25 protein-coding genes and 1 tRNA gene are annotated in these 23,619 nt (G+C 71.4%); 11 read left to right on the top strand and 15 right to left on the bottom strand.

Translation table 11 applies throughout. The features are described 5' to 3' along the window. The first annotated feature begins 67 nt into the window (after positions 1-67). Both FHX46_RS00775 and FHX46_RS00770 read left to right on the top strand, forming a co-directional pair. Positions 68-904: a class E sortase gene (locus FHX46_RS00775; protein WP_167109741.1), complete on the top strand. Its 837-nt coding sequence runs from the start codon at positions 68-70 to the stop codon at positions 902-904. After that, positions 904-1,062, top strand: a complete 159-nt coding sequence (locus FHX46_RS00770) for a hypothetical protein (protein ID WP_167109740.1) — start codon at positions 904-906, stop codon at positions 1,060-1,062. Before FHX46_RS00775 ends, FHX46_RS00770 begins: the two co-directional genes overlap by 1 nt. On the opposite strand, the gene FHX46_RS00765 is transcribed toward FHX46_RS00770, so the two are convergent. After that, positions 1,059-2,375 carry an FAD-dependent oxidoreductase gene (locus FHX46_RS00765; protein ID WP_167120960.1) on the bottom strand — a complete coding sequence of 439 codons (1,317 nt, stop codon included), beginning with the start codon at positions 2,373-2,375 and terminating at the stop codon, positions 1,059-1,061. The genes FHX46_RS00770 and FHX46_RS00765 overlap by 4 nt on opposite strands. Positions 2,376-2,546: 171 nt before the next feature. Here FHX46_RS00765 and FHX46_RS00760 point away from each other — a divergent pair, with 171 nt between their 5' ends. The 3 genes from FHX46_RS00760 to FHX46_RS00750 are packed head-to-tail and all read left to right on the top strand — an operon-like array spanning position 2,547 to position 4,596. Then, positions 2,547-3,188 (top strand): aminodeoxychorismate/anthranilate synthase component II, encoded by a 642-nt coding sequence (locus tag FHX46_RS00760; RefSeq protein WP_167109739.1) that lies wholly within the window; start codon positions 2,547-2,549, stop codon positions 3,186-3,188. Beyond that, the gene (locus tag FHX46_RS00755; RefSeq protein ID WP_167109738.1) at positions 3,185-3,964 is read left to right on the top strand and encodes an ATP-binding cassette domain-containing protein; all 780 of its coding nucleotides are present in this window, start codon (positions 3,185-3,187) and stop codon (positions 3,962-3,964) included. The genes FHX46_RS00760 and FHX46_RS00755 overlap by 4 nt, the downstream gene beginning before the upstream one ends. After that, positions 3,961-4,596: a hypothetical protein gene (locus tag FHX46_RS00750; RefSeq protein WP_167109737.1), complete on the top strand. Its 636-nt coding sequence runs from the start codon at positions 3,961-3,963 to the stop codon at positions 4,594-4,596. The genes FHX46_RS00755 and FHX46_RS00750 overlap by 4 nt, the downstream gene beginning before the upstream one ends. Before the next feature lie 7 nt (positions 4,597-4,603). Here FHX46_RS00750 and FHX46_RS00745 read toward each other — a convergent pair whose 3' ends face one another. The 8 genes from FHX46_RS00745 to FHX46_RS00710 form a co-directional block, all read right to left on the bottom strand. After that, positions 4,604-6,319, bottom strand: coding sequence for a hypothetical protein (locus FHX46_RS00745; protein ID WP_243871200.1), 1,716 nt, complete (start codon positions 6,317-6,319; stop codon positions 4,604-4,606). A gap of 130 nt (positions 6,320-6,449) precedes the next feature. After that, complete coding sequence (gene pknB, locus FHX46_RS00740) at positions 6,450-8,426, bottom strand: Stk1 family PASTA domain-containing Ser/Thr kinase (protein ID WP_167109736.1); 1,977 nt, start codon at positions 8,424-8,426, stop codon at positions 6,450-6,452. A gap of 37 nt (positions 8,427-8,463) precedes the next feature. Then, positions 8,464-9,633 carry a protein kinase domain-containing protein gene (locus FHX46_RS00735; protein WP_167109735.1) on the bottom strand — a complete coding sequence of 390 codons (1,170 nt, stop codon included), beginning with the start codon at positions 9,631-9,633 and terminating at the stop codon, positions 8,464-8,466. 3 nt (positions 9,634-9,636) lie between these two features. Beyond that, a complete protein-coding gene (locus FHX46_RS00730) occupies positions 9,637-11,103 on the bottom strand; it encodes a peptidoglycan D,D-transpeptidase FtsI family protein (protein ID WP_167109734.1) in 1,467 nt (488 codons plus the stop codon). After that, on the bottom strand, positions 11,100-12,596 hold the full coding sequence (locus tag FHX46_RS00725; RefSeq protein WP_167109733.1) for an FtsW/RodA/SpoVE family cell cycle protein: 1,497 nt from the start codon (positions 12,594-12,596) through the stop codon (positions 11,100-11,102). The genes FHX46_RS00730 and FHX46_RS00725 overlap by 4 nt, the downstream gene beginning before the upstream one ends. After that, entirely contained in the window at positions 12,596-13,903 is a 1,308-nt protein-coding gene (locus FHX46_RS00720; protein ID WP_167109732.1) for a PP2C family protein-serine/threonine phosphatase, read from the bottom strand. Before FHX46_RS00720 ends, FHX46_RS00725 begins: the two co-directional genes overlap by 1 nt. Beyond that, positions 13,900-14,367, bottom strand: coding sequence for an FHA domain-containing protein FhaB/FipA (locus FHX46_RS00715; RefSeq protein WP_167109731.1), 468 nt, complete (start codon positions 14,365-14,367; stop codon positions 13,900-13,902). The genes FHX46_RS00720 and FHX46_RS00715 overlap by 4 nt, the downstream gene beginning before the upstream one ends. 124 nt (positions 14,368-14,491) lie before the next feature. Beyond that, entirely contained in the window at positions 14,492-15,742 is a 1,251-nt protein-coding gene (locus FHX46_RS00710) for a DUF3662 and FHA domain-containing protein (RefSeq protein ID WP_167109730.1), read from the bottom strand. A 130-nt stretch (positions 15,743-15,872) separates the two neighbouring features. On the opposite strand from FHX46_RS00710, the gene FHX46_RS00705 reads away from it, so the two are divergent. Then, a tRNA-Leu gene (locus FHX46_RS00705) sits at positions 15,873-15,955 on the top strand. A 56-nt stretch (positions 15,956-16,011) separates the two neighbouring features. Here FHX46_RS00705 and FHX46_RS00700 read toward each other — a convergent pair. After that, positions 16,012-16,920 (bottom strand): serine/threonine dehydratase, encoded by a 909-nt coding sequence (locus FHX46_RS00700; protein ID WP_167109729.1) that lies wholly within the window; start codon positions 16,918-16,920, stop codon positions 16,012-16,014. A 73-nt stretch (positions 16,921-16,993) separates the two neighbouring features. Here FHX46_RS00700 and FHX46_RS00695 point away from each other — a divergent pair, with 73 nt between their 5' ends. Further along, positions 16,994-17,884 carry a LysR family transcriptional regulator gene (locus FHX46_RS00695; RefSeq protein ID WP_167109728.1) on the top strand — a complete coding sequence of 297 codons (891 nt, stop codon included), beginning with the start codon at positions 16,994-16,996 and terminating at the stop codon, positions 17,882-17,884. Here FHX46_RS00695 and FHX46_RS00690 read toward each other — a convergent pair. Beyond that, positions 17,877-18,251, bottom strand: a complete 375-nt coding sequence (locus FHX46_RS00690) for an FKBP-type peptidyl-prolyl cis-trans isomerase (RefSeq protein ID WP_167109727.1) — start codon at positions 18,249-18,251, stop codon at positions 17,877-17,879. The two genes, FHX46_RS00695 and FHX46_RS00690, sit on opposite strands and share 8 nt — an antisense overlap. Before the next feature lie 69 nt (positions 18,252-18,320). Continuing rightward, on the bottom strand, positions 18,321-18,872 hold the full coding sequence (locus FHX46_RS00685; RefSeq protein WP_167109726.1) for a helix-turn-helix domain-containing protein: 552 nt from the start codon (positions 18,870-18,872) through the stop codon (positions 18,321-18,323). A 44-nt stretch (positions 18,873-18,916) separates the two neighbouring features. On the opposite strand from FHX46_RS00685, the gene FHX46_RS00680 reads away from it, so the two are divergent. Next, positions 18,917-19,594 (top strand): B3/B4 domain-containing protein, encoded by a 678-nt coding sequence (locus FHX46_RS00680; RefSeq protein WP_243871199.1) that lies wholly within the window; start codon positions 18,917-18,919, stop codon positions 19,592-19,594. Then, entirely contained in the window at positions 19,591-20,631 is a 1,041-nt protein-coding gene (locus tag FHX46_RS00675; RefSeq protein ID WP_167109724.1) for a trans-sulfuration enzyme family protein, read from the top strand. Before FHX46_RS00680 ends, FHX46_RS00675 begins: the two co-directional genes overlap by 4 nt. On the opposite strand, the gene FHX46_RS00670 is transcribed toward FHX46_RS00675, so the two are convergent. Then, a complete protein-coding gene (locus FHX46_RS00670) occupies positions 20,616-21,038 on the bottom strand; it encodes a PPOX class F420-dependent oxidoreductase (RefSeq protein ID WP_167109723.1) in 423 nt (140 codons plus the stop codon). The genes FHX46_RS00675 and FHX46_RS00670 overlap by 16 nt on opposite strands. Positions 21,039-21,122: 84 nt before the next feature. Between FHX46_RS00670 and FHX46_RS00665 the strand changes: the two genes are divergently transcribed. Both FHX46_RS00665 and FHX46_RS00660 read left to right on the top strand, forming a co-directional pair. After that, complete coding sequence (locus FHX46_RS00665) at positions 21,123-21,461, top strand: ArsR/SmtB family transcription factor (RefSeq protein ID WP_167109722.1); 339 nt, start codon at positions 21,123-21,125, stop codon at positions 21,459-21,461. Beyond that, positions 21,458-21,946 (top strand): SRPBCC family protein, encoded by a 489-nt coding sequence (locus tag FHX46_RS00660; protein ID WP_167109721.1) that lies wholly within the window; start codon positions 21,458-21,460, stop codon positions 21,944-21,946. The genes FHX46_RS00665 and FHX46_RS00660 overlap by 4 nt, the downstream gene beginning before the upstream one ends. Here the strand turns inward: FHX46_RS00660 and FHX46_RS00655 are convergent. Together FHX46_RS00655 and FHX46_RS00650 are read right to left on the bottom strand one after the other, a co-directional pair. Next, positions 21,943-22,800: a class I SAM-dependent methyltransferase gene (locus FHX46_RS00655; protein WP_167109720.1), complete on the bottom strand. Its 858-nt coding sequence runs from the start codon at positions 22,798-22,800 to the stop codon at positions 21,943-21,945. The genes FHX46_RS00660 and FHX46_RS00655 overlap by 4 nt on opposite strands. 43 nt (positions 22,801-22,843) lie before the next feature. Then, on the bottom strand, positions 22,844-23,584 hold the full coding sequence (locus FHX46_RS00650; protein ID WP_167109719.1) for a FadR/GntR family transcriptional regulator: 741 nt from the start codon (positions 23,582-23,584) through the stop codon (positions 22,844-22,846). Positions 23,585-23,619 lie beyond the last annotated feature (35 nt).

Here is a 23,619-nt window from a genome sequence, read left to right as displayed (position 1 = left end):
GGCAGGTGGTGCGCATCCACCTCCTCCCCCACACGTTAACGTAAGCGTCCCCCAGAGAGGAGCGCGCGTGGCAGTCCTCGACACCCCACCACCGCGGAGGACCGGCGGCGGTTTCGCCACGGTTCTGCGGACCGTCGGTGAAGTGCTGATCACCGCCGGGCTGGTCGTGCTGCTGTTCGTGGTCTACGAGCTCTACGTGACCGACCTCTTCTCGGCGCGCAAACAGGCCGGCGCCACCGAGGCGCTGGACCAGGACTGGGCGCAGGGCCGGACGCTGCACGGCGACCTCATCGACGGCGCGGCCTTCGCGAAGATGTACATCCCGGGTTTCGGCGCCGACTACCACTTCACCATCCAGGAGGGCACGGACGCCAAGGCACTGGAGGTCGGGCCCGGGCACTACAAGGGCACCGCGTTGCCGGGCGAGCCGGGCAACTTCGCCGTCGCCGGGCACCGGGTCGGCAAGGGCGCCCCGTTCAACGACCTCGACCTGCTCGCCTCGTGCGACGCGATCGTGATCGAGACGCAGAGCGACTTCTTCGTCTACCGGGTGCTGCCGCACGACGACGAGATCGCGAACTGGAACGCAGCCAAGGCGGCGCGCCCGCAGTGCGCGAACGTGGGCACCCTGCGCACCGACGCCGCGGGCGGCGGTCCGTACGGACAGACCTCCGGCCGCGAGATCGTCACGCCCGATCAGGGCGACGTGGTCGCGCCCGTGCCGCACCGGCCCGCCGACGTGCTGCCCGCGGCCCAGCAGGTCTCGCTGCTCACGCTGACCACCTGCCACCCGCGGTTCTCCGACAAGCAGCGGCTGATCGTGCACGCCGTGCTGACCAACCAGTTCCCGAAGACGCCGGGGGCCACCTACGAGCAGCTGCTGCAAGCGATCGGAGGCGCGTGATGTACGGCTGGATCTGGCGCCGGCTGCCCGGCCCGGCCGGGGTCAAGGCCGCGGTCGCGCTGGTGCTGGTGCTGGGTGTGATCGCGTTGTTGCTGTTCGTCGTCTTCCCGTGGCTCGAGCCGATGCTCCCGTTCAACCAGGTGTCGGTGAACAACTAGCCGCGGGAGACGCGGAGCATCTCGTCCCGCTCGACGACCTTGACGCGTTCGCGGCCCTGCGGCTCGCCCAGGGCGCGCTCGTGCGCGTCCAGCTTGCCCCAGCCCTCCCAGGTGGTGAACGGCACGCCGCGCTCGGTCAGGAACGCCGTGATCGCCTCCGGGTCGGACTGCTTCGCCGCCGGCAGGGCGTCCGCGTCGGCCAGCAGGCTGCGGATCGTCTCGGCGGCGTCGCCCTTGGTGTGGCCGATCAGGCCGACCGGGCCGCGCTTGATCCAGCCCGTCACGTACACGCCCGGCACCTGGTCGCCGTCGATGTCCAGCACCCGGCCGGACTCGTGCGGCACGGTTCCGCTGTCGTGGTCGAACGGGATCTCCGGCAGCTCGGACGACAGGTAGCCGACCGCGCGGTAGACGGCCTGGACGTCCCAGTCGTGGAACGTGCCGGTACCGCGCACGTTGCCGTCGCCGGTCAGCTCGGTGCGCTCGGTGCGCAGGCCGGTCACCCGGTCCGCGCCGAGGATCTCCGCCGGCGAGTGGAAGAAGTGCAGGTGCAGCCGCTTCGGCCGGTCACCCTGGTCGCGGATGGCCCACTCCTGCAGCGTCTTGACCACCATGTCGATCTGCTTCGACGAACGCAGGGCGCGGACGCTGCCCTCGTCGAACTCGATGTCCTCCGGGTCGACGATGACCTCGACGTTGGGCGAGTGGTCCAGTTCGCGCAGCTCCAGCGGGGTGAACTTGGCCTGCGCGGGGCCGCGGCGGCCGAACACGTGCACGTCGGTGACCTTGCTCGACTTCAGGCCCTCGTACACGTTCGGCGGGATGTCGGTGGACAGCAGCTCGTCGGCGGTCTTCGCGAGCACGCGAGCGACGTCGAGGGCCACGTTGCCGACGCCCAGGACGGCGACGCTGGTCGCCTCGAGCGGCCAGGTGCGCGGCACGTCCGGGTGCCCGTCGTACCAGGACACGAAGTCGGCGGCGCCGTAGCTGCCGGGCAGGTCGATGCCGGGGATGTCCAGTGCGCGGTCGCTCATGGCACCGGTGGCGAAGACGACCGCGTCGTAGAACTCGCGCAGGTCGTCGAGCTTGAGGTCGGTGCCGTAATCCACGTTGCCGAGCAGCCGGATGCCCGGCCGGTCGAGCACCTTGTGCAGGGCGGTGACGATGCCCTTGATGCGCGGGTGGTCGGGCGCGACGCCGTACCGGATCAGCCCGAACGGCGCCGGCATGCGCTCGATGAGGTCGATGCTGACGTCGGCGTCGGACTTGTCGAGGATGTCGGCGGCGTAGATACCGGCGGGGCCGGCACCCACGATGGCGACGCGAAGAGGACTACGGCTCACCCGTCCACGGTAAAGATAGGTCACCCTTACTTTCACTGTGATGTGAATTGCGGTCCACATGGTGGACGCCGGTACGCTGGGCCAGCCGCTTCCCCGCCGCCACCCTCAACCGAGACGCTCCGCGTCGCATACCCTGGTCCGATGCGCGTTCTCGTCGTCGACAACTACGACAGCTTCGTCTACAACCTGGTCCAGTACCTGGCCCAGCTCGGCGGCGAATGCGCTGTCTGGCGCAACGACGCCGTCGACCTCGAGCGCGTGCCCGAGTTCGACGGGGTGCTCGTCTCGCCCGGCCCGGGCACCCCGGAGCGGGCCGGCGCGAGCATCGACGTGGTGCGCCGGTGTGCGGACACTCACACCCCGATGCTCGGCGTGTGCCTCGGCCACCAGGCGATCGGGGTCGCGTGGGGCGCGACCGTCGACCGGGCGCCCGAGCTGCTGCACGGCAAGACCAGCGAGGTGCACCACCAGGGCGCCGGGGTGCTGGCCGGCCTGCCCGACCCGTTCACCGCGACCCGCTACCACTCGCTGACCGTGCTGCCGGAGACGATCCCGGACTCCTTCGAGGTCACCGCGCGCACCGAGTCCGGTGTGGTGATGGGCATGCGGCACCGCGAGCTGCCGGTCGAGGGCGTGCAGTTCCACCCCGAATCGGTGCTCACCCAGGGCGGGCACCGGATGCTGGCGAACTGGATGGCCTCAGCCGGGCACCCCGTCCAGCCGTTCGTGGTCGATGCGCTGGAGCGCGAGGTCGCGGCGTTGCAGAAGGCCGCGGTGGCGTGATCCGGCTGCTGGGGGTCGGCAAGCGCTACGGTGACGCTGCCGTGCTGACCGGGGTGGACCTCGAGATCCGCCCCGGAACGGTGGTCGGGATCGTCGGGACGAACGGCTCCGGGAAGTCCACGCTGCTGCGGATCCTCGCCGGGCTGTCCCGGCCCTCCAGCGGCACCGTCGTGGGCAGCCCGCGCGTCGGGTACGTGCCCGACCGGTTCCCGGCCTCGACACGCATGAGCGCGCTCGCCTACCTGCGTCACCTCGGCCGGATCTCCGGCCGGCCGGAGGTGGACCCGCAGGTGCTGCTCGGCCGGCTCGCCCTGGCCGGCGGCCCGCGGACCCCGCTGCGGCAGTTGTCGAAGGGCAACGCCCAGAAGGTCGGGCTGGCCCAGGCCCTGCTCACCGGGCCGGACCTGCTCGTGCTCGACGAACCGTGGTCCGGGCTCGACCCGGACGCCCACGACGTGCTGGCGGAGATCATGGCGGAGACCAGCGCACGCGGCGCGAGCGTGGTGTTCACCGAGCACCGCGACGAGCGCGCGCACGCCCACGCCGGTGAGGTGTACCGGCTGACCGCGGGGGTGCTGCGCAGCGCCTCGCCGAGTTCGGTGGTCGTGCTGCGCGGGGCCGGTGAGCTCGACCTCCCGGGGGTGCTCGCGACGGGACGGGACGGCGACCGCGTCGAACTGACCGTGGCGGCCGAACGAACCGACGAGGTGCTGCTGGCCGCGCTGGGCCGCGGCTGGTCCGTGGTGCGCGTCGACACCCCGGCGGTGCGGTCGTGATCCGCTACCAGCTCGCCCTGCTCGCGCACTCGCAGCGGTACCTGCCGCCGGCCCTGGCGTACCTGGTCCTGCTGGCTGTCCTCTACAACGACCCCACCGCGCCGGTTCCGCCGGAATTCGCGGTCAGCGGCGGCGGCCTGACCGTCGTGTCCTGCTGGCTGACCATCGCGCTGGTGGACGCCGAGGACCCGGTGCAGCGGCTGATCACCCTGGTCCACGCCCGCCGGCTGTCCACCGTGCTCGGCGGGATCGTGGCCGCCGCCGGACTGTGCTGCGCCGCGCTCACCGCGGTGTCCTTGGTGTGGGCGGCCCTGGTGCACGACAGCCTGCCGGGCGCCGTGCTGGTCGACGGGGTGCTCGCACACGTCGCGTGCGCCGCGACCGGTATCGCGCTCGGGCTGCCCTGCTCCCGGCTGCTGCTCCCGCGGATCGGGTACACCGTGCTCACCGCGCTCACCCTGCTCGGGCTCGTGTTGCTCGTCCGGTGGGTGCCGGTGATCAACCCGATGCTGCGGGCGCTGGCCGCGCCCGGCACCCACACCGGGGGAGCCGTGTTCGGTCTGCTCGGCGGCACGCTCCTGCTGGCCGCCGGGACCGCCGGTACCGGCTGGGCCGTGCACCGGCGGTCCTGACGACCGGTCAGAGCGATTCGAGGGCGGTCTGCCCCGGGGAGAGCGTGTCACCGCAGGCGCGCCTGCCCCGCTCGTAGATCCCGGTCTGAGTCGCCGGAACTGCCTTCGCCGCGTATTCTCGTGCCGCGGCGAGCCGCGCCGGATCCTGGGCCACCTCGCGACGGACGAAGTCACCGCCGTACTCTTCCGGCGCCGGGTACGTGTAGATCGGCACGTAGTCGCGGGCGACCCGGGGGTCGGTGGCGAGCCCGGTGCGCCCGCCCCAGAACATCCGGAAGTGCAGGAACGTCGGGCGCGCGTCCTCCAGGATGTAGTCGCGCAGGGCGGCCATGTCGTTGACGTGCCAAGCGTCCGCGATCCTCGAGTCCACCAGCCCGGCGAGGTCGATGACGTGCAGCCGGCTGGTCATCGACGTGCCGCCGAGGTCGGGCTCCGCGACCGAACCCTCCGAGACGCCCAGCATGTCGGCGTACTGGTTGAACACGCGGCCGAACCGGTCGGCGATGAAGCACATCGGCAGCGTCGGTTTCTGGACGAACGCCTTGGCAGCCATCTCGAGTGTGATCGCGGACGGTACCAGGGTGATCACGAGGGCGGCCGCCACCAGGGTGCGGCCGCGCGCGCGGGCGGCGCGGAAGATCTCCACCGTCACGAGCGCGCCGATCATCGCGAGCAGGGCCCACACCGGCGTGGCGAACCGGAACTGGGCCATCCAGTCCGGTGCCAGCACCGCGTACGCGAGCGCGGCGAGACCGAGCGGCACCAGCAACGTGATGAGCCCGTCCCGCCACGGGCAGGACCGGGACAGCGCGAGCCCGACCAGGATGACCAGCACGAGCACGGCCGGCGCGCCCACGTATTGCACCAGGTCGCCGGCACGGGTCAGCTGCTCGACGGACGGCAGCTCCTGTCCCTTCGCGACCGCGGTGTTCGGCACCAGCCGGCCGAACTCCAGGTAGCGCCAGGCGAGGTACCCGCCGTAGGGGACCGCGAAGACGGCCGTCGAAATCAGCACGTGGCGGACGCTCGACCGCAGCACCGGTCGGCGCAGGTGGATCAGCAGCACCAGCGGGTACACCCCGGCGTAGACCACCCCCTCCGGCCGGGTCAGCGCGGCCGCTGCCGCGAGCGCACCGGCCGCGACCGCGACCCCGGGCGTGCGCAACCGTCCGGAGAGGACGGCGCGGAAGACCGTTGCGGCCAGCACGACCACGGTCAGCGCGTACAGCGGGTTCTCCAGGCCGGACACCGTCCAGGCCACGAACGACGGCACCGCCGCGAGCACGGCCCCGGCCAGCAGGGTCACCAGCCAGGCCCGGCGCGTCACCGCCGTGGCCGCCCAGTGGATCGCGACCAGCATCGCCGCGCAGCACAGCAGCCCCAGCCCCTTCGGGAACAGGACGTAGTCGGGGATGCCGAAGATCGTGCCGCGGTCGAACAAGCCGATCAGCCTGCCGAGCGCCAGCAGCAGTGTCCACGTGGGATTCGAGTACCCCTCCACGGCTTCTGCGCCCGGCTGCACGACGGGTCCCAGTCCTTGCGCGAAGCTCCGGGCGTAGCCGAACGTGATGGCGGAGTCGTCGACGAGCCAGTTCCCGTACCGTGCGGCCTGGACCGCGATCAGGGCCGTGCCACCGGCCACCGCGGCGATTGCCGGTGCCCGCTTGCCGCGGGGCAGCTCGGCATGGGCGACCTCGGGTTGCTCGATGCGACTCGGGGGCATCGGAGGGGCGATTACCATACGGATACGTTATTCGCAGAACGTATGCGTTCTGTCACAGGCCCTCGATCAACGGGTCACGGACGCGAAACGGGCCCGCCTCCTCGAGAGGAAGCGGGCCCGGTTTCCGCGGTCAGTTGCGGGGTATGGGGAACCCGTGCGAGCTGCTCGGCGAGGAACTGTCGTTCCCGCCGCCGTCGGATTCGCCGATGAACATCGTGATCGCCTGGTTCTTCGCGATCTGGGTGCCCGGTCCCGGCGCCGTGCCGGTGACCTTGCCGGCCATGTCGTCACCGGCGTTCTTGTCGGCCTGGTAGTTCGCGTCGCCGTCCCAGCCGGCCTGCTGCAACCGCTGCATCGCCTCGTTCTGGGTCAGGCCGCGCAGGTCCGGCATCGTGATCTTCTGCTGCGACCCGTTCGACACGGTCAGGACGACGGTCGAGCCCTCCCGCTGCTGGCCGCCGTTCGGCTTCTGGTTGAGGACCTGGCCCTGCGGCTGGTCCGAGTCGGCCTCCTGCTTGCTCACCTTGAACCCGAGGGCCTCCAGGCCGGCCTTGGCGACGCTGTACTGCTGGCCGGTGTAGTCGGTGATCGTGACCATGTTCGGCGTCTTGCCGACCTTGATCGCCACCGTGGTGCCCTGCGGGATCTGGGTGTTCGCGGCCGGGTTCTGGCCCAGCACCTTGCCGTACTGGTTCGCGTCGTCGACGTCGACCTCCGACACGGCCGGGTCGAGCAGCAACCCGGCCTGGTTGAGCAGCGCCTGGGCCTCGTCGCGGGTCTTGCCCAGCAGGTTCGGCACCGCGACGTTGGCCGGACGGCGGCCGATGTAGAGCTTGATCACCTGGTCTTTCGCGAGCCTCGTCCCCGCGGCCGGATCCGTGCTGATCACCGTGTCGATGGAGTCGGCCGAGCACGTCTCGGTCCCGTTGGGCTGGCGCACGCACGGCTTGTCCACCGTCGTGAAGTTGCTGAACCCCTTGCTGCGAAGCGTCGACTCGGCCTGTGCCTGGGTCTGGTGCCGGACGTCGGGGATCATCTCGGTGTCCGGCTTGGCGTCGAAGGCGTTGTTCAGCCACAGGATGAACGCGAGCAGCCCGACGCCGATCAGGGTGAAGATCACGGCCGCGACGATCCGGCGGCGCTTGCGGCGCTGCGCGTCCTCCCCGGCAGCGGCCGGGTCGTCGTCGTAATCGGCGGCGTGCCCGGGCGCCCCGCCGAGCACCTGGGTGCGCTCGTCCGCGGTCATCACCATCGGTGCGGACGGACGCTGCCCGGACAGCGTCCGGACCAGGTCCGCGCGCATCTCGGCGGCCGACTGGTACCGGTTCGCCGGGCCCTTCGCGAGCGCTTTCAGCACGATCGCGTCCAGCTCCGGCGACACCGCCGGGTTGACCGCCGACGGCGCCTTCGGGTCCTCCCGCACGTGCTGGTAGGCGACCGCGACCGGTGAATCACCGGTGAACGGCGGCTCGCCGGTGACCAGCTCGAACAGCACGCAGCCGGCGGCGTACACGTCACTGCGCGCGTCCACACCCTCACCGCGCGCCTGCTCCGGCGACAGGTACTGCGCGGTGCCGATCACCGCGGCGGTCTGCGTCATCGCGGCCTGGCCGTCGTGCATCGCGCGCGCGATGCCGAAGTCCATCACCTTGACCGCGCCCTGGTCGGTGATCATCACGTTCGCCGGCTTCACGTCCCGGTGCACGATCCCGTGCCGGTGCGAGAAATCCAGCGCGGCGCAGACGTCCGCCATGACCTCCATGGCGCGCTTCTGCGACAGCGGCCCCTCGGTCTTGACCATGTCCCGCAGCGTCCGGCCGCGCACGTACTCCATCACGATGTACGGCAGCGGGCCGTACTCGGTCTGCGCCTCACCGGTGTCGTACACGGCGACGATCGCCGGGTGGTTCAGCGCCGCCGCGTTCTGCGCCTCACGGCGGAACCGCTCCTGGAACTGCGGGTCCCGGGCGAGGTCGGCACGCAGGATCTTCACGGCGACCTCGCGGCCCAGCCGGATGTCCGTGCCGTGGTGGACCTCGGACATGCCGCCGTAACCGAGCGTGTCGCCCAGTTCGTAGCGGTTGGACAGCATCCTGGGTGCAGTCATCGGGGAAGGCCGTTCCATTCCGTCCAAGGTGTGCTCATCATGCCTCGTAAGTCGTCTGTTCGGGGGGAGGGAAATGCCGCGAGCCGGGAACCATGTCGGTCGTGCCGACCGGGGCGTGGCCGCTGTCGGGACCTCCCCAGTCGGGCAGGAACACCAGCAGCGCCACCACGATCCCGGCCACCAGCAGGGCCAGCAGCACCCACACGGCGATCGGCACCCGCCTGCGCGGTGGCACCGGCATCGGCAGCACCCCGCTCGGGTGCGGCATCCCGGCTGGGCTGAGCGGCTGCATCGCCGACTGCGGCACCGGCCCGGTCGCTGCCACCGGCCCGGCGGCCGGAGCATAAGTCTGCACCAGGCCGCGTGGCGTCGGGAGCGCGTGCCCGGCCCGCACCGCGGCGATCGCGGCCGCGAACTCGCCGCCGCTGTTGTAGCGCTGCCGCGGGTCCTTGACCAGGGTCGCCTCGATGACGGCGCGTGCGTGCGGCGGCACATCCGGCGGCAGTGGCGGCGGCAGGTCGCGGATGTGCATCATCGCGACCGTCACCGCGTTCTCGGACAGGAACGGGCGGTGCCCGGCCAGGCACTCGTACCCGCACACCGCCAGCGAGTACACGTCGCTCGCCGGTTCCGCGTCGTGACCGAGCGCCTGCTCCGGCGCGATGTAGTGGGCGGTGCCCATCACCATGCCGGAGCGGGTGACGGGCGCGGCGTCGGCGGCCTTCGCGATGCCGAAGTCGGTGATCTTCACCGTGCCGGTGGGGGTGACCAGGATGTTGCCCGGCTTGATGTCCCGGTGGACCAGCCCGCGCTCGTGCGCGGCCTGCAACGCGTTGCCGGCCTGTTCGAGGATGTCCAGCGTCCGGTCGGCGGCCAGCCTGCCTTCACGCAGCAGGATCCCGGCCAGCGGTTCACCGTCGACGTGCTCCATCACCAGGTACGCGATCGCGTGCTCGCCCGCGACCGTTTCGCCGTAGTCGTGCACCGCCGCGATGCCCGGGTGGTTCAGGGACGCGGTCGTCCGCGCCTCGGTGCGGAAGCGGTGCAGGAACTCCGCGTCCTGCGACAGCTCGGCCTTGAGCACCTTCACCGCCACGATGCGGTCCAACCGGGTGTCACTGGCCTGCCACACCTCACCCATGCCGCCCACCGCGATGCGGTGCACGAGCCGGTAGCGATCGGCCAGTAGCTGACCGGTGGACAGCATGCGCTACCCACCCCCGAGCTGGGCGTTGATCGCGGCGCGGCCGATCTCGGCCGCCACCGTGCCACCGGTGGCCTCCAGGCCGCGGTTGCCGCCCGACTCCACGATCACCGCGACCGCGATCTGCGGGTCGGCCGCCGGGGCGAACGCGGTGTACCAGGCGTGCGGCGGGGTCGCCTTCGGGTCGGTGCCGTGCTCGGCGGTCCCGGTCTTGGACGCGATCTGGATGTTGCCGCGCTTGCCGCCGCCCTTGGTGTTGGCCTCGGAGGCGAGCATCATGTCCCGCAGCACGGCCGCGTTCTGCGGCGACAGCGCCGGCGTGCCGGTCAGCTCCTGCGGGCTGAAGCTCTGCAGGTCGGACAGGTCCGGCGCGAGCAGCTTCTTGATCAGCTGCGGTTTCATGGCCATCCCGCCGTTGGCGATGGTGGCGGACAGCATCAGGTCCTGCAGCGGCGTCAGCCGCACGTCGCGCTGGCCGATGCCGGACTGGTACAGCGCGGCCTGCGAGTCCAGGTCGCCCAGACTGGACGGCACGACGTTCATCGGGATCGACAGCGGTGCGCCGAGTCCGAAGTTCGCCGCGGTCTGGCGCAGCTTGTCCGCTCCCAGCTGGCCCGCGAAGGTCGCGAACGGGACGTTGCAGGAGTGGGCGAGCGCGTCCTTGAAGGTGGTGCCGGGGCAGACCTCGCCGCCGTAGTTCTCCAGCGTGACGTTGGTGCCCGGCAGCTTCACGTTCGGCGCGTTGCTCACCGGCGTGTCCGCGGTGGCGCCGTTCTCCAGCTCGGCCGCGGCGATCAGCAGCTTGAACGTCGAACCCGGCGGGTAGGTCTCCGAGATCGCCCGGTTCAGCATCGGGTTCTTCGGGTCGTCGCTGAACCGGGACCACGCCTGCTGCTGGTCGTCGCCGTCGTGCGAGGCGAGTGCGTTCGGGTCGTAGGACGGCGTGGACACCATCGCGAGGATCTCGCCCGTCTTCGGGTTCATCGCGACCGCGGCGCCGGTGTAGCCCTTCGACGTCATCGAGTTGTACAGGGCCGACTGCACCGCCGGGTTGATGGTCAGCTGGACGTTCCCGCCACGCGGATCGCGCCCGGTGATCATGTCCGACAGGCGGCGCACGAGCAGTCGCGGGTCCTCGCCGTTGAGGATGTCGTCCTCGGCCCGCTCCAGGCCACCGGAGCCGTAGCGCACCGAGTAGTAGCCGGTGACCGGCGCGTACATCGGGCCGTTGGCGTAGCGGCGGAGGAACCGCAGCTTGTCGTCCGTCTCGGTCACGTCGGCCAGCACCTGGCCGTCGAACTGCGACACGATGCTGCCGCGCTGTCGGGAGTACTGGTCCAGCAGCACCCGCTGGTTGCGCGAGTCGGTCCGGTACTGGTCGGCCTTCACCACCTGGATGTAGGTGATGTTGGCGAGCAGCAGCACCACCATGGTGATCATCGCGATGCCGACGCGGCGCATGGGCTTGTTCATGCCGTGGGTTCCCCTGCCTGGTTCCCGCCGGCCGGCGGGCGGTTGACCATCACGGTGTTCGCCTCGGCCAGCGGAGCCTGCTGCGGCGGCTGCTTGGGCCGGGCGCGTTGCGCCGGTCGCCGAGCCGCGTCGGAGATGCGCAGCAGCAGGGCGACCAGGATGTAGTTGGCCAGCAGCGACGAACCGCCGTAGGACAGGAACGGCGTCGTGATACCGGTCATCGGGATCAGCTTCGTCACCCCGCCCACGATCACGAACACCTGCATGACGATCGCGAACGACAGGCCGCAGCCGAGCAGCTTGCCGAAGGTGTCCCGGACCGCCAGCGCGCTGCGCATGCCGCGGGTGGCCAGCAGCAGGTAGATCATCAGGATCGCGGCCAGCCCGATGAACCCGAGTTCCTCGCCCAGACCGGCGGTGATGAAGTCGGTGTTGGCTTCCGGCACGATGTCCGGGCGCCCGGCGCCGAGGCCGGTGCCGCCGACGCCACCGGTGCCCAGCCCGAACAGGCCCTGCGCGATCTGGTATCCGCCGCCCTGGTTCGAGTAGGTCGCGAGCGGGTCGATCCAGTTCGCCACGCGCTGCTCGACGTGCGTGAACAGCTGGTAGGCGATGAGGCAGCCGACCACGAAAAAGGCGAGCCCGGTGACCACCCAGATCGCGCGCTCGGTGGCGACGTAGAGCATCACCAGCACGATGCCGAAGATCAGCAACGAGGTGCCCAGGTCCTTTTCGAACACCAGCACCAGCAGACAGACCGCGGCGGCGATGAGCAGCGGGCCGAGGTCACGAGCGCGTGGCAGCTCGACGCCGAGCACCTTGCGGCCGGCGATCATGAACAAATCGCGTTTGGCCACCAGGAACGAGGCGAAGAAGATCATCAGCAGGATCTTCGAGAACTCGGCGGGCTGGATCGAGAGGCCGGGCAGCTTCAGCCACACCTTCGCGCCGTTGACCTCCGACAGCGAACTCGGCAGCAGCGCCGGCAGCGCCAGCGCGACCATGCCGATCAGGCCCGCCGTGTAGCCGTACCGGGACAGCGTCCGGTGGTCGCGAACCATGATCAGCACGGCCAGGAACAGCGCCAGCGCGAGCGCGGTGAACAGCACCTGCTTGGGCGCGGCCGCGGTGAAGTCGCGGCTGGCCTTCGTCGCCCGCTCGGCCATCGCCAGGTCGATCCGGTAGATCATCACCAGGCCCAGTCCGTTGAGCAGCGCCACGGACGGCAGGATCAGTGGATCGGCGTAGGCCGCCCACCGGCGCACGGCGGCGTGGGCGATCGCGAAGAGACCCAGGTACGCCAGGCCGTACCAGACGATCGACCAGGACAGCTCCTGTTCCTGGTTCGCCTGCACGAGCACGAACGCGCAAGTCACGATGAACGCGGCGAAACCGAGCATGGCCAGCTCGGTGCCGCGCCTGGTGGGCAGTTCCCGCGGCGGGTTGCTGGCGTAGACGGCGGCTGCCGGATCCGGCAGTGGTGGCTGGCTCATCAGCCACCGCCTCCTGGCACCGTCGTCGTCGCGCAGTCCCTCCCCGGCTGCTGGCTCGTCGTCACCCCGGGAACGGTGGGCTGCGCGCAATCCCGCAACGTCTTGAACCGCAGGAAGTTGTCGATGTAGTCGCGGGCGTCGGCCAAACTGTCCTTCTTCACGCCGTTGCGCACCGCCGCCTGCGCGTCCTGTTGCAGTTGCGGCACGGTGAGCTTGTCGCACATCTGGTCACCGGCCGGGCACGAACCCTCGGCCTGCTGGTGCAGCGGAATGCCCAGGATGCTGCCGGGCACGCCGCGGAAGATCGCCACCTCGCCGCCCGCGCCCTCGCCGACGTAGTACTGGCTCAGCACGAAGTAGCGGGTGGCGATGGCACCCGCGCCGAGCACGACCAGGACCAGCAGGATGCCGACGACCCAGCGCCACTTGCGGCGCTTCCTCGGCTCCTCCGGCGGCACGATCATCTGCGGTGGCGGCGGGGGCGGCTGGGTCAGTGCCCTGGCACGGGCCGCGGGGGAATCGCCCTGGTGGTCGTACTGGTCGCTGCCGTCACCGGCGGCGCCGCCCACGATGGGGGCGTTCTCGCCGTACTCGACGTCCACCACGTCCGCGACGATGACCGTCACGTTGTCGGTGCCGCCGCCCTTGAGCGCCAGCTCGATCATCCGGTCGGCGCAGTCCTGCGGGTCCGGGATGCGGATGGCCTCGGCCAGGGTCTCGTCGCTGACCATCCCGGACAGACCGTCGGAGCACAGCAGGTACCGGTCGCCGGCGCGCGCCTCGCGCACGGTCAGGCTCGGCTCCACCTCGTGCCCGGTGAGCGCCTTGAGCAGCAGCGACCGCTGCGGGTGGGTCGCGGCCTGATCGGCGGTGATGCGGCCCTGCTCGAGCAGCTCGTTGACGAAGCTGTCGTCACGGGTGATCTGGGTCAGCTGGCCGTTGCGGTACAGGTAGGCCCGCGAGTCACCGACGTGCACCATGCCCAGGCGGGAGCCCGAGAACAACATCGCGGTGAGGGTGGTGCCCATCCCGTCGAGGTCGGGGTCGTTCGCCACCAGCTCGCTGATGGCCGCGTTACCGCCGGCCACCGCGTCTCTCAGCATGCTCAGCAGGTCGTCGCCCGGCTCGTCGTCGTCGAGCGGGGCGAGGGAAGCGATCACGACCTTGCTGGCCACCTCGCCCGCAGCATGGCCACCCATGCCGTCGGCGAGCGCGAGCAGGCGGGGCCCTGCGTACACCGAGTCCTGGTTGCTCGACCGCACCAGGCCACGGTCACTGCGGGCCGCGTAGCGAAGAACGAGTGTCATGGGCGAAGCTCGATCACCGTCTTGCCGATCCGGATGGGGACACCGAGTGGAACTCGGAGGGGTGCAGTGACCTTAGCCCGGTCCAGATAAGTGCCGTTGGTCGATCCCAGATCTTCCACGTACCAGTCCGCGCCGCGCAGCGACAGCCGAGCGTGCCGGGTCGAGGCGTAGTCGTCGTCCAGCACCAGCGTCGAGTCGTCGGCGCGGCCGATCGTGATCGGTCTGCCGTCCAGCGCGATCCGCGTCCCGGCCAGCGCCCCGTGGGTGACGAGCAGCTGGCGAGGCGTCTTGGCGCCGCCCCGCGGCTTCTTCTGCTCCTTCGCCCGGCGCAGGCCCGGCATCGCCACCTTCAGGCCCGACGCCGCGTACAGATCCGAGCGCACCACCCGAAGGGCGGCCAGCACGAACAGCCAGAGCAGCACGAGAAAGCCCACTCTGGTGAGTTGAACGACCAGCTCCGGCACGTGTCTCCGCCTTCTGTTTCCCCGACCGTGGCACGCACGCGCCACGGCGTCTCGCAGGGGTCATTCTGCGGGACACGGGATTTCGGGTGCGAACCCGGGCAGGCGCAGGCTACCGGCGCGCGTGTCAGCCCTGCGTGCGGAACACCAGCGAGGAGTGCCCGACCCGGATCACGTCACCGTCGGCGAGCTGCCACGTCTGCACCGGGGTGCCGTTGACCGTGGTGCCGTTGGTGGAGCCGATGTCGGCGAGCGTCGCGCTCTGGCCGTCCCAGGTGATCTCCAGGTGGCGGCGGGAGACACCGGTGTCCGGCAGGCGGAAGTCGGCGTCCTGGCCGCGGCCGATGACGTTGCCGCCCTGCTTGAGCGTGTAGTTCCGGTTCGAGCCGTCGTCGAGCTGCAGGACAGCCTGTACCTGACGGCCGGCGCCGGGCGCGGCGGGCGGCGGGGCGTAGCCCTGCTGCGCGTACGGGTCCGGTGCGCCCTGCGGGGGACCGTAGCCACCGGGCGGCGTGCCGTAGCCCTGCGGCTGCCCGTAGCCGCCCTGGTCGTAGCCCGGCTGCGGCGGCTGGCCGTAGCCCTGGTCGTAACCCGGTTGCGCCGGCTGCCCGTAACCCTGGTCGTACCCGCCCGGGTGCTGCCCGTAGCCCTGGTCGTAGCCCGGCTGCGGCGGCTGGCCGTAACCCTGGTCGTAACCCGGCTGCGGCGGCTGCCCGTAGCCACCCTGCTCGTACCCGGGCTGTCCCTGCTGTCCGTAGCCGCCCTGGTCGTACCCGCCCTGGTGCTGGCCGTAACCCTGGTCGTAACCCGGCTGCGCCGGCTGCCCGTAACCCTGGTCGTACCCGGGCTGTCCCTGCTGTCCGTAGCCGTACTGGCCCTGCTGGCCGTACGGGTCACCCTGGTCGTATTGGCCTTGGCCGTAGCCGGGAGGCTGGCTCATTGCTGGGTCTCCTGCGTTGCTGGGTCGTGCTGACCGTCCTGAACCCGCGACAGTACGCGCGCTGACGTCGGGGTCGACGGATGAACGGGTCTTGAATTGTCCAGTATGCAGCGCGTCGTTGCGCTCGAGCGAAACTACGACGTCACCATAGGTGTCCCAGCCGTGTTCGGCGAGGTGCTCCCGGACGGCCTCCGTGAGCACCCGGGTGACGCGCAACTCGTCGCCGGCCATCCGGTCGTGGTCCGCCGGCCCCAGGGACACGATGTAGTGGTTCGGAGCGAGCAGCCTGCCACCGGCCAGCTCACGGACGTTGTCCTCCCCTTCGCGTTCCAGGGCCTGCGCCACCTCTTGCGTGACGACGTTCCCGCCGAACATGCGTGCGAAGGTGTTGCCCACCAGGGATTCCAGGCGTCGATCGAAGCGCTCAACGCGACCCACGGAACCCTCGCCCTCCTCCGCACCATGTGCTTTCGCATCGATCCTATCGGGATCCGCGCCCTTCGACACGACCCCCGCTGAAGGGCCCCGCAACGGCCTGCTAGAGTTCTCTTCGCTGTCAGGGCAACTCGGGCGAGTGGCGGAATGGCAGACGCGCACGGTTCAGGTCCGTGTGTCCGAAAGGACGTGAGGGTTCAACTCCCTCCTCGCCCACGCGACGACCCGGGCTCTGGTTCACAGAGCCCGGGTCTTTTCTTGTGTCGGGATGGTCACGGCGTCCATTCCGCGTTGGCGCCGCAGAGCAGGATGCACGCCGTCTCACCCGGCACCGCCCCGGCCAGCCAGGCGGCGAACGGCACGGCGGCGGCCGGTTCGACGGCCAGCCGGAACTCGTCCCACAGCCGGTCGCGTGCGGCGAGGATCTCCGCCTCGGTGACCAGGACCGAGCGCACCGACGACCCGGACAGCACCCCGAACGTCACGTCGCCGACCCGGGTCGCGCCCAAGGCCGACGCGGCGACCGAGTTGACCTCCGCGTCCACCGGGTGACCGGCCGCGAGCGCCTGGTGCAGGCACGAGCACCGCTCCGGCTCCACCGCGACCGTCAGCCTGCCGCCCGAGCCGAGCGTCACCCCGGCCGCCAGCCCGCCCCCGCCCACGGCCACGGCGATCGCGTCCACCTCGGGCGCGTCAGCGACGATCTCCGCCGCGACCGTGCCCTGGCCGGCGACCACGGCGGGGTCGTTGTACGCCTCGACGTACCGCGCACCGGGCGTGGCCGCTGCCTTGTGCGCGGCCGCGGCCGCTTCCGCGTACCGCTCACCGGCCCGCACCAGGCGCGCGCCGGCCGCCTCGATGCGGCGGGCCTTGCTCTCCGGCACGGTCGCGGGCACGAACACCGTGGCGGGCACGCCGAGGATCGCCGCCGCCGTTGCCACCGCGATGCCGTGGTTGCCACCGGATGCGGTCACGACCTGCTCCGGTCGCTCGCCGGTGAGCAACGCGTTCAGCGCGCCACGCATCTTGAACGAGCCCGTGCGCTGCAGGTGCTCCAGCTTCAGGACGAGCGGACGGCCGTCGACCTCGGCGCGCAGGACCGGGGTGTGGCGGACGTAGGGGCGGATGCGCTCCGCGGCAGCAGCGACGTCGGCGACGCCGGGGACGACGGTGGTGGTCATGACTCCACTCTGCGCGGAGCGGCCGTAAGCCGCCAGCGCGTTCCGCTTGCCCGGAGTTAGCGATACTTAATGGATGCTGGTCGCCGAACGGCTGCGCGTCCTGGTCGAGGTCGCCCACGCCGGATCCATCGCCGCCGCGGCGCGGAACATGGGCTTCACCGCCTCGGCGTTGTCCCAGCAGCTGGCCCGGCTGGAGCGCGAGGCCGGGTGCGCCCTGGTGGAACGGCGCACCACCGGCACCTCGCTCACCGAGGCCGGCCGGCGGCTGGTGGCGCACGGCGAGACGATCGTGGGGGAGCTCCGAGCGGCGGAGCAAACGCTTGCGGAGCTCCGGAACCGGCCGCCCGTCACGCTGAGCGTGGGGACGTTCGCGACGGCGGGACAGGTGCTGTTCCCGCAGGTCGTGGGCGAGTTCCGGCGCGCACACCCGGCGACCCGCCTTCGGCTGGTGGACGTGGAACCACCGGACGGCTACGAGCTCGTGGTCTCCGGCGAACTGGACCTGCTGATCACCCACCGCTACCCGGGACGGCAGCTGCCCCCGGCCCGCGGCCTGACCCGGGTGCCGCTCCTGGCCGATCGGTTGCGGCTGGTGCTGCCCGCCCACCACCCGGCGGCCCGGACGGACCGGGCGGGCGGCGTGAAGCTGGCCGACCTCGTCGACGAAGACTGGATTTCGGCGGACCGCCCGTCCCTGGATCTGCTGGCCGCCCAGGACGGGGTGGAACCACGGATCGCCTACGAGACACGGGACTACGCAGCGATCCTCGCGCTCGTCCGAGCGGGGCTGGGTGTCGCGCTCGCGCCCGCGAGCGTGCTGCGCGGCGCGGACGGGGTCGTGGTGCGTGACCTGGCCGGGAGCAGGTTGGACCGCGAGGTCTACGCGGTGCACCGCCCCCGGCCGGCCGCGCCGGTGCCGGCCGTGCTCGGCCTGCTGACGCGCGTGGCGGCCCGGCTCAGCTGACGCCGACCAGGTCCACCACGAAGACGAGGGTCTCGCCGGGCTTGATCACGTTGCCCGCGCCGCTGTCGCCGTAGGCCAGGTGCGGCGGGATGACCAGGCGGCGGCGGCCGCCGACCTTCATACCCTGCACACCCTGGTCCCAGCCGGGGATGACGTGTCCCGCGCCGAGCGGGAAGCGCAGCGGCTCACCCCGGTTCCAGGACGCGTCGAACTCCTCGCCGGTCGAGTGCGAGACGCCCACGTAGTGCACCGACACCACGTTGCCGGCGGCGGCTTCGGCGCCGTCGCCGACGGTGAGGTCGGTGACCTCCAGCTCCGCCGGGGGCGGTCCGGTCGGCTTGTCGACCTCGGGACGTTGGGGTGCCATGCGTCTTTCCTCCCTGTGACTGTGGTCGTTGCACGGTACCCACCGGTGCGGCGGGCGCCTTCAGCGCCGTCAGCCGGGCACCACGACCACGCCGACATAGTCGACCGGCTCGCCGCCCTGGTTGGCGTAGCTGTGCGGCTGGTCGGCGGTCATCCGGGCGGTCGACCCGGCCGGCACGCCGACCGACCGCTCGCCGACGCTCAGGTGCAGCTCGCCGGCGAGGACGTGGATCAGCTCGTGGGTGCCGGGGGCGTGGGCCTCGCTGTCGTGCCGCTCGCCCGGTTCGAGGTGCCACCGCCACAGCTCCGCGGGTGCGGGCGCGTCGGTGCCGGACAACAGGCGCCCGGTGCCGCCGGCGGGGCCCCGCCACAGCACGGTCGCGGTGCCGGTGACCGAGATCGCGGGTGGCTCGCCGCCCTCCAGCAGCGCGGTCAGGGAGAGGCCGAGGGCGTCGCTGATCCGGATCAGGGTGGCCAGGTTCGGGTTGCCCCGGCCCTGTTCCAGCGCGACGACCACCCCCTTGCTCAGCCCGGCGCGGGTCGCCAGGGTGTCCATGCTCCACTGCCGCGCCGAGCGGTGGACGCGGATGTTGCGGGCGAGGACGGCGGCGGGGTCGGTCATGATGGTCATTTTAGTGCACCTGACAGGTTGATAGAATGACCGACATGACTGACCTACTGACCGGGATCCGGGTGGATCCGGCGGTCTTCGCGCTGCGGCCGGACTTCGCGGTCCTGGCCGTCGTGGTGGACGGCCTGCCCAGCGGGCCCAGCGACGAGGACTCGGCGAAAGCGCTCGCCGTCGCCGCCGAACGGGCCGCGGACGATCCGCACGTCGAGGCGTGGCGGGACGCGTACCGCGCCTTCGGCGCCAAGCCCAACCGCACCCGGCCCTCGGTGGACGCCCTGCTGCGCCGGGCCGGCTCGGGACTGCCGCAGGTCAACCGGGTGGTTGACCTCTACAACGCGGTATCGGTGCAGCACCGGCTGCCCGTCGGCGGCGAGGACCTGGACTGTTACGTTGGATTGCCGCGGTTGGTGCGGGCGCGGGGTGACGAGCCCTTCGACACGATGCGCAACGGCGAACCGGACACCGAGGTCGCGGACGCCGGCGAGGTCGTCTGGCGGGACGACGCCGGTGTGACGTGCCGCCGCTGGAACCACCGCCAGTGCGTGCGGACCCGGCTGCGGGAGGACAGCACGCGCGGGCTGTTCCTGCTGGAACGGCTCGAGCCGATGTCGCTGGACGCGTTGTCGGCGGCGGCCGACGACCTGGTGTCGCGGCTGACCGCGCTGGCCCCGGACGCGACCGTGGCCCGCACACTGATCAGGGAGAACGCGTGAACCTCGACGACCTGTCCCCGCGCAGCCGCGCGATCGCAGCCGGGCGGCCGGACCAGCCCGGCGAGCCGCTGAACACACCGCTGGTGGCGACCAGCACCTACGTCGCCGGGGGTGGCTTCAAGTACGCCCGCGAGAACGGCACGCCGACGTGGGCGGCGCTGGAGGAGGCGATCGGCGCGCTGGAGGGCGGCCGGGCGACGGCGTTCGCGTCCGGCATCGCGACCGCCGCGGCGGTGATCGACCTGCTGGACGTGGGCGCCGAGGTCGCCGTGCCGGTCTACAGCTACTCGGGCACCCGTGGGCTGCTCGACCACGCCGCGGGCAAGGGGCGGCTGAAGGTGCGGCGCATCGACCCGGCCGATCGGGAGGGCTGGCTCGCCGCCGCGCGCGAAGCCGACGTGGTGTGGGTCGAGTCGCCGACCAACCCGACGCTCGACCTGATCGACATCGCGCCGTTGACCGGTCAGCGCGCCCGGGTGGTCGTGGACAACACGTTCGCCACGCCGCTGGGGCAGCAGCCGCTGGCGCTCGGCGCGGACATCGTGGTGCACAGCGCCACCAAGCTGATCGGCGGGCACAGCGACCTGCTGCTCGGCCTGACCGTGGCGGCCGACGAGGGCGTGGCCGAGGAGCTGCGCGACGCCCGCACCCGCAACGGCGCCACGCCCGGTGCACTGGAGGCGTGGCTCGCCCTGCGTGGCCTGCGGACGCTGCCGGTCCGGCTGGCCGAGCAGTCCCGCACCGCCGCGCTGCTCGCGGCGCGGTTGGGCGAGCACCCGGCGGTGACCAAGGTGCGCTACCCGGGTCAGGGCACGATGATCGCCTTCGAGCTGGCCGATGCGGCGGCCGCGGACCAGCTGTGCGCCGCGCTGCGCCTGATCCAGCACGCCACCAGCCTCGGCGGGGTGGAGAGCCTCGTCGAACGGCGGGCGGTGTGGCCGGGTGACGCGCACGTGCCGGCCGGGCTGGTGCGGTTCAGCGTGGGCCTGGAGGACCCCGAGGACCTGTGGCGGGACCTGGCTCAGGCGCTGACCTGAGCCCGGCGGACGAGCTGGTCCCGGTCGAGGTGCCAGGCGTAGACAACCCGGGGGTGGATCCGGATCAGCTCGTTGCTGAACGACGGGCCGCCGTACGCGGGCGGCTCCACACCGGTGAGCAGCTCGGCCGTGCCGCGGATCTCGATGCCGCGTCCCCAGCCGGGCCGGACCGCGCCGGGCTCGTTCGGTGTGAGGTCGTCGACGACGAACGACACCTCCGGGTTGCGCTCGAGGTTGCGCCACTTCTGGCTGCCGCTCAGGTTCGGGCCGCCGATGTCGATGGTGCCGTCGTCGTTGAGCTCGAAGCCCAGCGGCCGCACCTGTGGACGTCCCTTGACGTCCACCGTGCCCATCCGCCCGAGGGGCTGGCTGCGCAGGTAGGCGCGTTCGCGTTCGGTGAAGATCATGCCGACGACGGTAGAACCTCCAGGTAGCTGGAGGTCAAGCGTGATGGTTGCGCCCGGCCCCGGCAGCCACTAACGTACAACCATGTGGTTGTAAATCAGCTCGGCGACGCGGAGATCGACCGGATCTTCCACGCGCTGTCGGACGCCACTCGGCGCGACATCGTGACCCGGGTGCTCCGGCAGGAGGAGTCGATCTCGCAGCTCGCCCGCAGGTACGAGATGAGCTTCGCCGCCGTGCAGAAACACGTGGCGGTGCTCGCGCGGGCCTCGCTCGTCGTCAAGCAGCGGAGCGGGCGTGAGCGGCTCGTGCACGGCAATCCCGAGGTTCTGCGCACCGCGGCTCGCCTGCTCGGCGAATACGAACGGATCTGGCACCACCGCGTTCGCAACATCCAAGACATCCTGTCCGAGGAGGACGAATGACCGTCATCAGCTCGCACCAGGACACGCAGGCCCTCACCCTGACGATCGTCGCCGAGTACGACGCGGCCCCCGACCGGGTGTGGCGGGTCTGGGCGGACCCGCGCAAGCTCGAGCGCTGGTGGGGCCCGCCGACCTGGCCGGCGACCTTCGAGCAGCACGACTTCACGGTCGGCGGCAGCTCCAGCTACTTCATGACCGGCCCGGACGGGACGAAAGCCCACGGCTGGTGGCGCATCACGGCGATCGACGCGCCGAAGCGGCTGGAGTTCGACGACGGTTTCGCCGACGAGAACGGCGAACGCAGCCCGGACATGCCGGTCATCCACTGTGCGGTCACGTTCGAGCCGTCCGGCACCGGCACCCGGATGACCACCGTCAGCTCCTTCGCCAGCATCGAGGAGCTGGAGAAGCTGATCGAGATGGGCATGGAGGAGGGCATGAAGCTCGCCGAAGGCCAGATCGACGCCATCCTCGCGGAAGACTAGTTCCGGAACTCCCAGAGGATCATCGACGGGACACCGGCGCCGGCGGCTTCCGCGGCCGCGGGTGCCAGGCCGGCCAGCGACCACGGCCACGCCTCCCACGGACCCGGGCCGCCCGGTGGCACCGCGCGCGGTGCCACCACCGGTTCCGAGCACTGCCGCGGCGTCAGTCCGGCGGCGAGCGCGGCGCGCAGGTAGTCGCCGGTGCGGTGGCAGTGCGACCGCACGCGCGCCGGCGTCCCGTCCGCGCGGCGCACCGCCGGCACGTGCCCGCGCGCCACCTGTTCGGGATGCACATCGGCGACGACCAGGCGCCCGCCCGGCCGCAGCACGCGGGCGAACTCCGCGAACACCGGCCCGAGGCCGGGCACGTGGGTCAGCGCGAGCGAGCACGTGACCAGGTCCACGGAGTCCGCGTCCACGGGCAGGGAATCGAGGTCACCGCGGCGGAAATCCGCGTCCGGCAACCGATTCCGGGCCTCGGCGAGCATGCCCGGAGAACCGTCCACGCCGATCACCCGGTGGCCGTGCGCGGCGAGCGCCGCCGTCATCCGGCCGGTGCCGCAGGCCGCGTCCAGCGCGACTCCGGGCGGCATTCCCGCAGCGACCGAGCGCACGAACGGCTCGTCGAAGTCGAACGCCGGGTTGGGCGAGTCGTAGGTCGGCGCCCAGCGGTCGTAGCCCTCGACGGGGTCGACGTGCGCGACCTCCACGCCCTCCGCCGGGTCGTCGAGCAGGCGGCGGATCTCGGCGAGCCGGTCCGCCACGAACGCCCGGTCGTGCTCACCGCGGAACGACCGCAGCAGCGCCAGGCCCTCCAGGGCGAACACGTAGGCGAGCGGATGTTCGTACGCCATGCCGCAACCGTAGCGATCCCGCCGCGTGGCCGGCCACGGGTTTTCAGTCCAGCAGGTGCTCCAGCACCACGCGGTCTTCGGCGCCGACGTACTCCGCGTAGTAGTCGTACAGCGCACGCCGCGCCAGGCGGGCCGCCAGCGGCCCGTCGCCGTCCTCCACCGCGCGCAGCACTTCCTGGTGGTGCGCCACCGAAGCCCGCATCAGCGCCTCGCGGTCCGACGAGGACTCCAGTTTTCCCGCGATCAGGTCCTGCACCACCCCGCGCACGACCTTGCCGCACACCACGATCAGCGTGTTCCGCCCGGCGCGCGCCACCGCGTCGTGGAAGGCGACGTCGGCGCGGCTGAACGAGGCGTAGTCGTCCACAGTGGACGTCATTGTCGCGAGCGCCGTGCGCAGCTCCGCCAGGTCCTCCTCGGTGCGCAGCTCCGCGGCCAGCCGGTACGCCGACCCCTCCAGGATCATCCGGAACTGGAGCAACTCCGCCAGTCCCAGCGTTTCCGCGCGCGCCAGCCGGTCCAGCGATTTCTGCAAGCTCACCGGGGAAGCGGGCAGGACCTCCGGGCCACGCGGATCCCCGGGACGCGACCGGATCACCTCACCGGACTGCAGCACGCGCAGCGCCTCCCGGACGGTCGAGCGGCTCACGCCGAAGCGGGCCATCAGCTCGCGCTCGCCGGGCAGCCGTTCGCCCGGGCGGAGCCGGCCGGTGAGCACGGCCTGCTCGATCTGTTCCACGATCCGCTCGTACGCGCGGACCGGGCTGACCGGCTCGAATTCCATCGTCTCTTGACCTTCACCTCGCGCGGTGCAAACCT

It is taken from the genome of Amycolatopsis viridis (assembly GCF_011758765.1).
GTDB classification, from domain to species: domain Bacteria; phylum Actinomycetota; class Actinomycetes; order Mycobacteriales; family Pseudonocardiaceae; genus Amycolatopsis_E; species Amycolatopsis_E viridis.
This window is presented reverse-complemented; position numbering and strand designations above follow the sequence as displayed.

Bases quoted from the DNA above. Each gene is read 5' to 3' on its own strand.
- FHX46_RS00770 (WP_167109740.1), top strand. From the start codon at position 904: ATGTACGGCTGGATCTGGCGCCGGCTGCCCGGCCCGGCCGGGGTCAAG.
- FHX46_RS00760 (WP_167109739.1), top strand. From the start codon at position 2,547: ATGCGCGTTCTCGTCGTCGACAACTACGACAGCTTCGTCTACAACCTG.
- FHX46_RS00745 (WP_243871200.1), bottom strand. From the start codon at position 6,319: ATGCCCCCGAGTCGCATCGAGCAACCCGAGGTCGCCCATGCCGAGCTG.
- pknB (WP_167109736.1), bottom strand. From the start codon at position 8,426: ATGACTGCACCCAGGATGCTGTCCAACCGCTACGAACTGGGCGACACG.
- FHX46_RS00735 (WP_167109735.1), bottom strand. From the start codon at position 9,633: ATGCTGTCCACCGGTCAGCTACTGGCCGATCGCTACCGGCTCGTGCAC.
- FHX46_RS00730 (WP_167109734.1), bottom strand. From the start codon at position 11,103: ATGAACAAGCCCATGCGCCGCGTCGGCATCGCGATGATCACCATGGTG.
- FHX46_RS00725 (WP_167109733.1), bottom strand. From the start codon at position 12,596: ATGAGCCAGCCACCACTGCCGGATCCGGCAGCCGCCGTCTACGCCAGC.
- FHX46_RS00720 (WP_167109732.1), bottom strand. From the start codon at position 13,903: ATGACACTCGTTCTTCGCTACGCGGCCCGCAGTGACCGTGGCCTGGTG.
- FHX46_RS00700 (WP_167109729.1), bottom strand. From the start codon at position 16,920: ATGACCACCACCGTCGTCCCCGGCGTCGCCGACGTCGCTGCTGCCGCG.
- FHX46_RS00695 (WP_167109728.1), top strand. From the start codon at position 16,994: ATGCTGGTCGCCGAACGGCTGCGCGTCCTGGTCGAGGTCGCCCACGCC.
- FHX46_RS00690 (WP_167109727.1), bottom strand. From the start codon at position 18,251: ATGGCACCCCAACGTCCCGAGGTCGACAAGCCGACCGGACCGCCCCCG.
- FHX46_RS00685 (WP_167109726.1), bottom strand. From the start codon at position 18,872: ATGACCGACCCCGCCGCCGTCCTCGCCCGCAACATCCGCGTCCACCGC.
- FHX46_RS00680 (WP_243871199.1), top strand. From the start codon at position 18,917: ATGACTGACCTACTGACCGGGATCCGGGTGGATCCGGCGGTCTTCGCG.
- FHX46_RS00670 (WP_167109723.1), bottom strand. From the start codon at position 21,038: ATGATCTTCACCGAACGCGAACGCGCCTACCTGCGCAGCCAGCCCCTC.
- FHX46_RS00660 (WP_167109721.1), top strand. From the start codon at position 21,458: ATGACCGTCATCAGCTCGCACCAGGACACGCAGGCCCTCACCCTGACG.
- FHX46_RS00655 (WP_167109720.1), bottom strand. From the start codon at position 22,800: ATGGCGTACGAACATCCGCTCGCCTACGTGTTCGCCCTGGAGGGCCTG.
- FHX46_RS00650 (WP_167109719.1), bottom strand. From the start codon at position 23,584: ATGGAATTCGAGCCGGTCAGCCCGGTCCGCGCGTACGAGCGGATCGTG.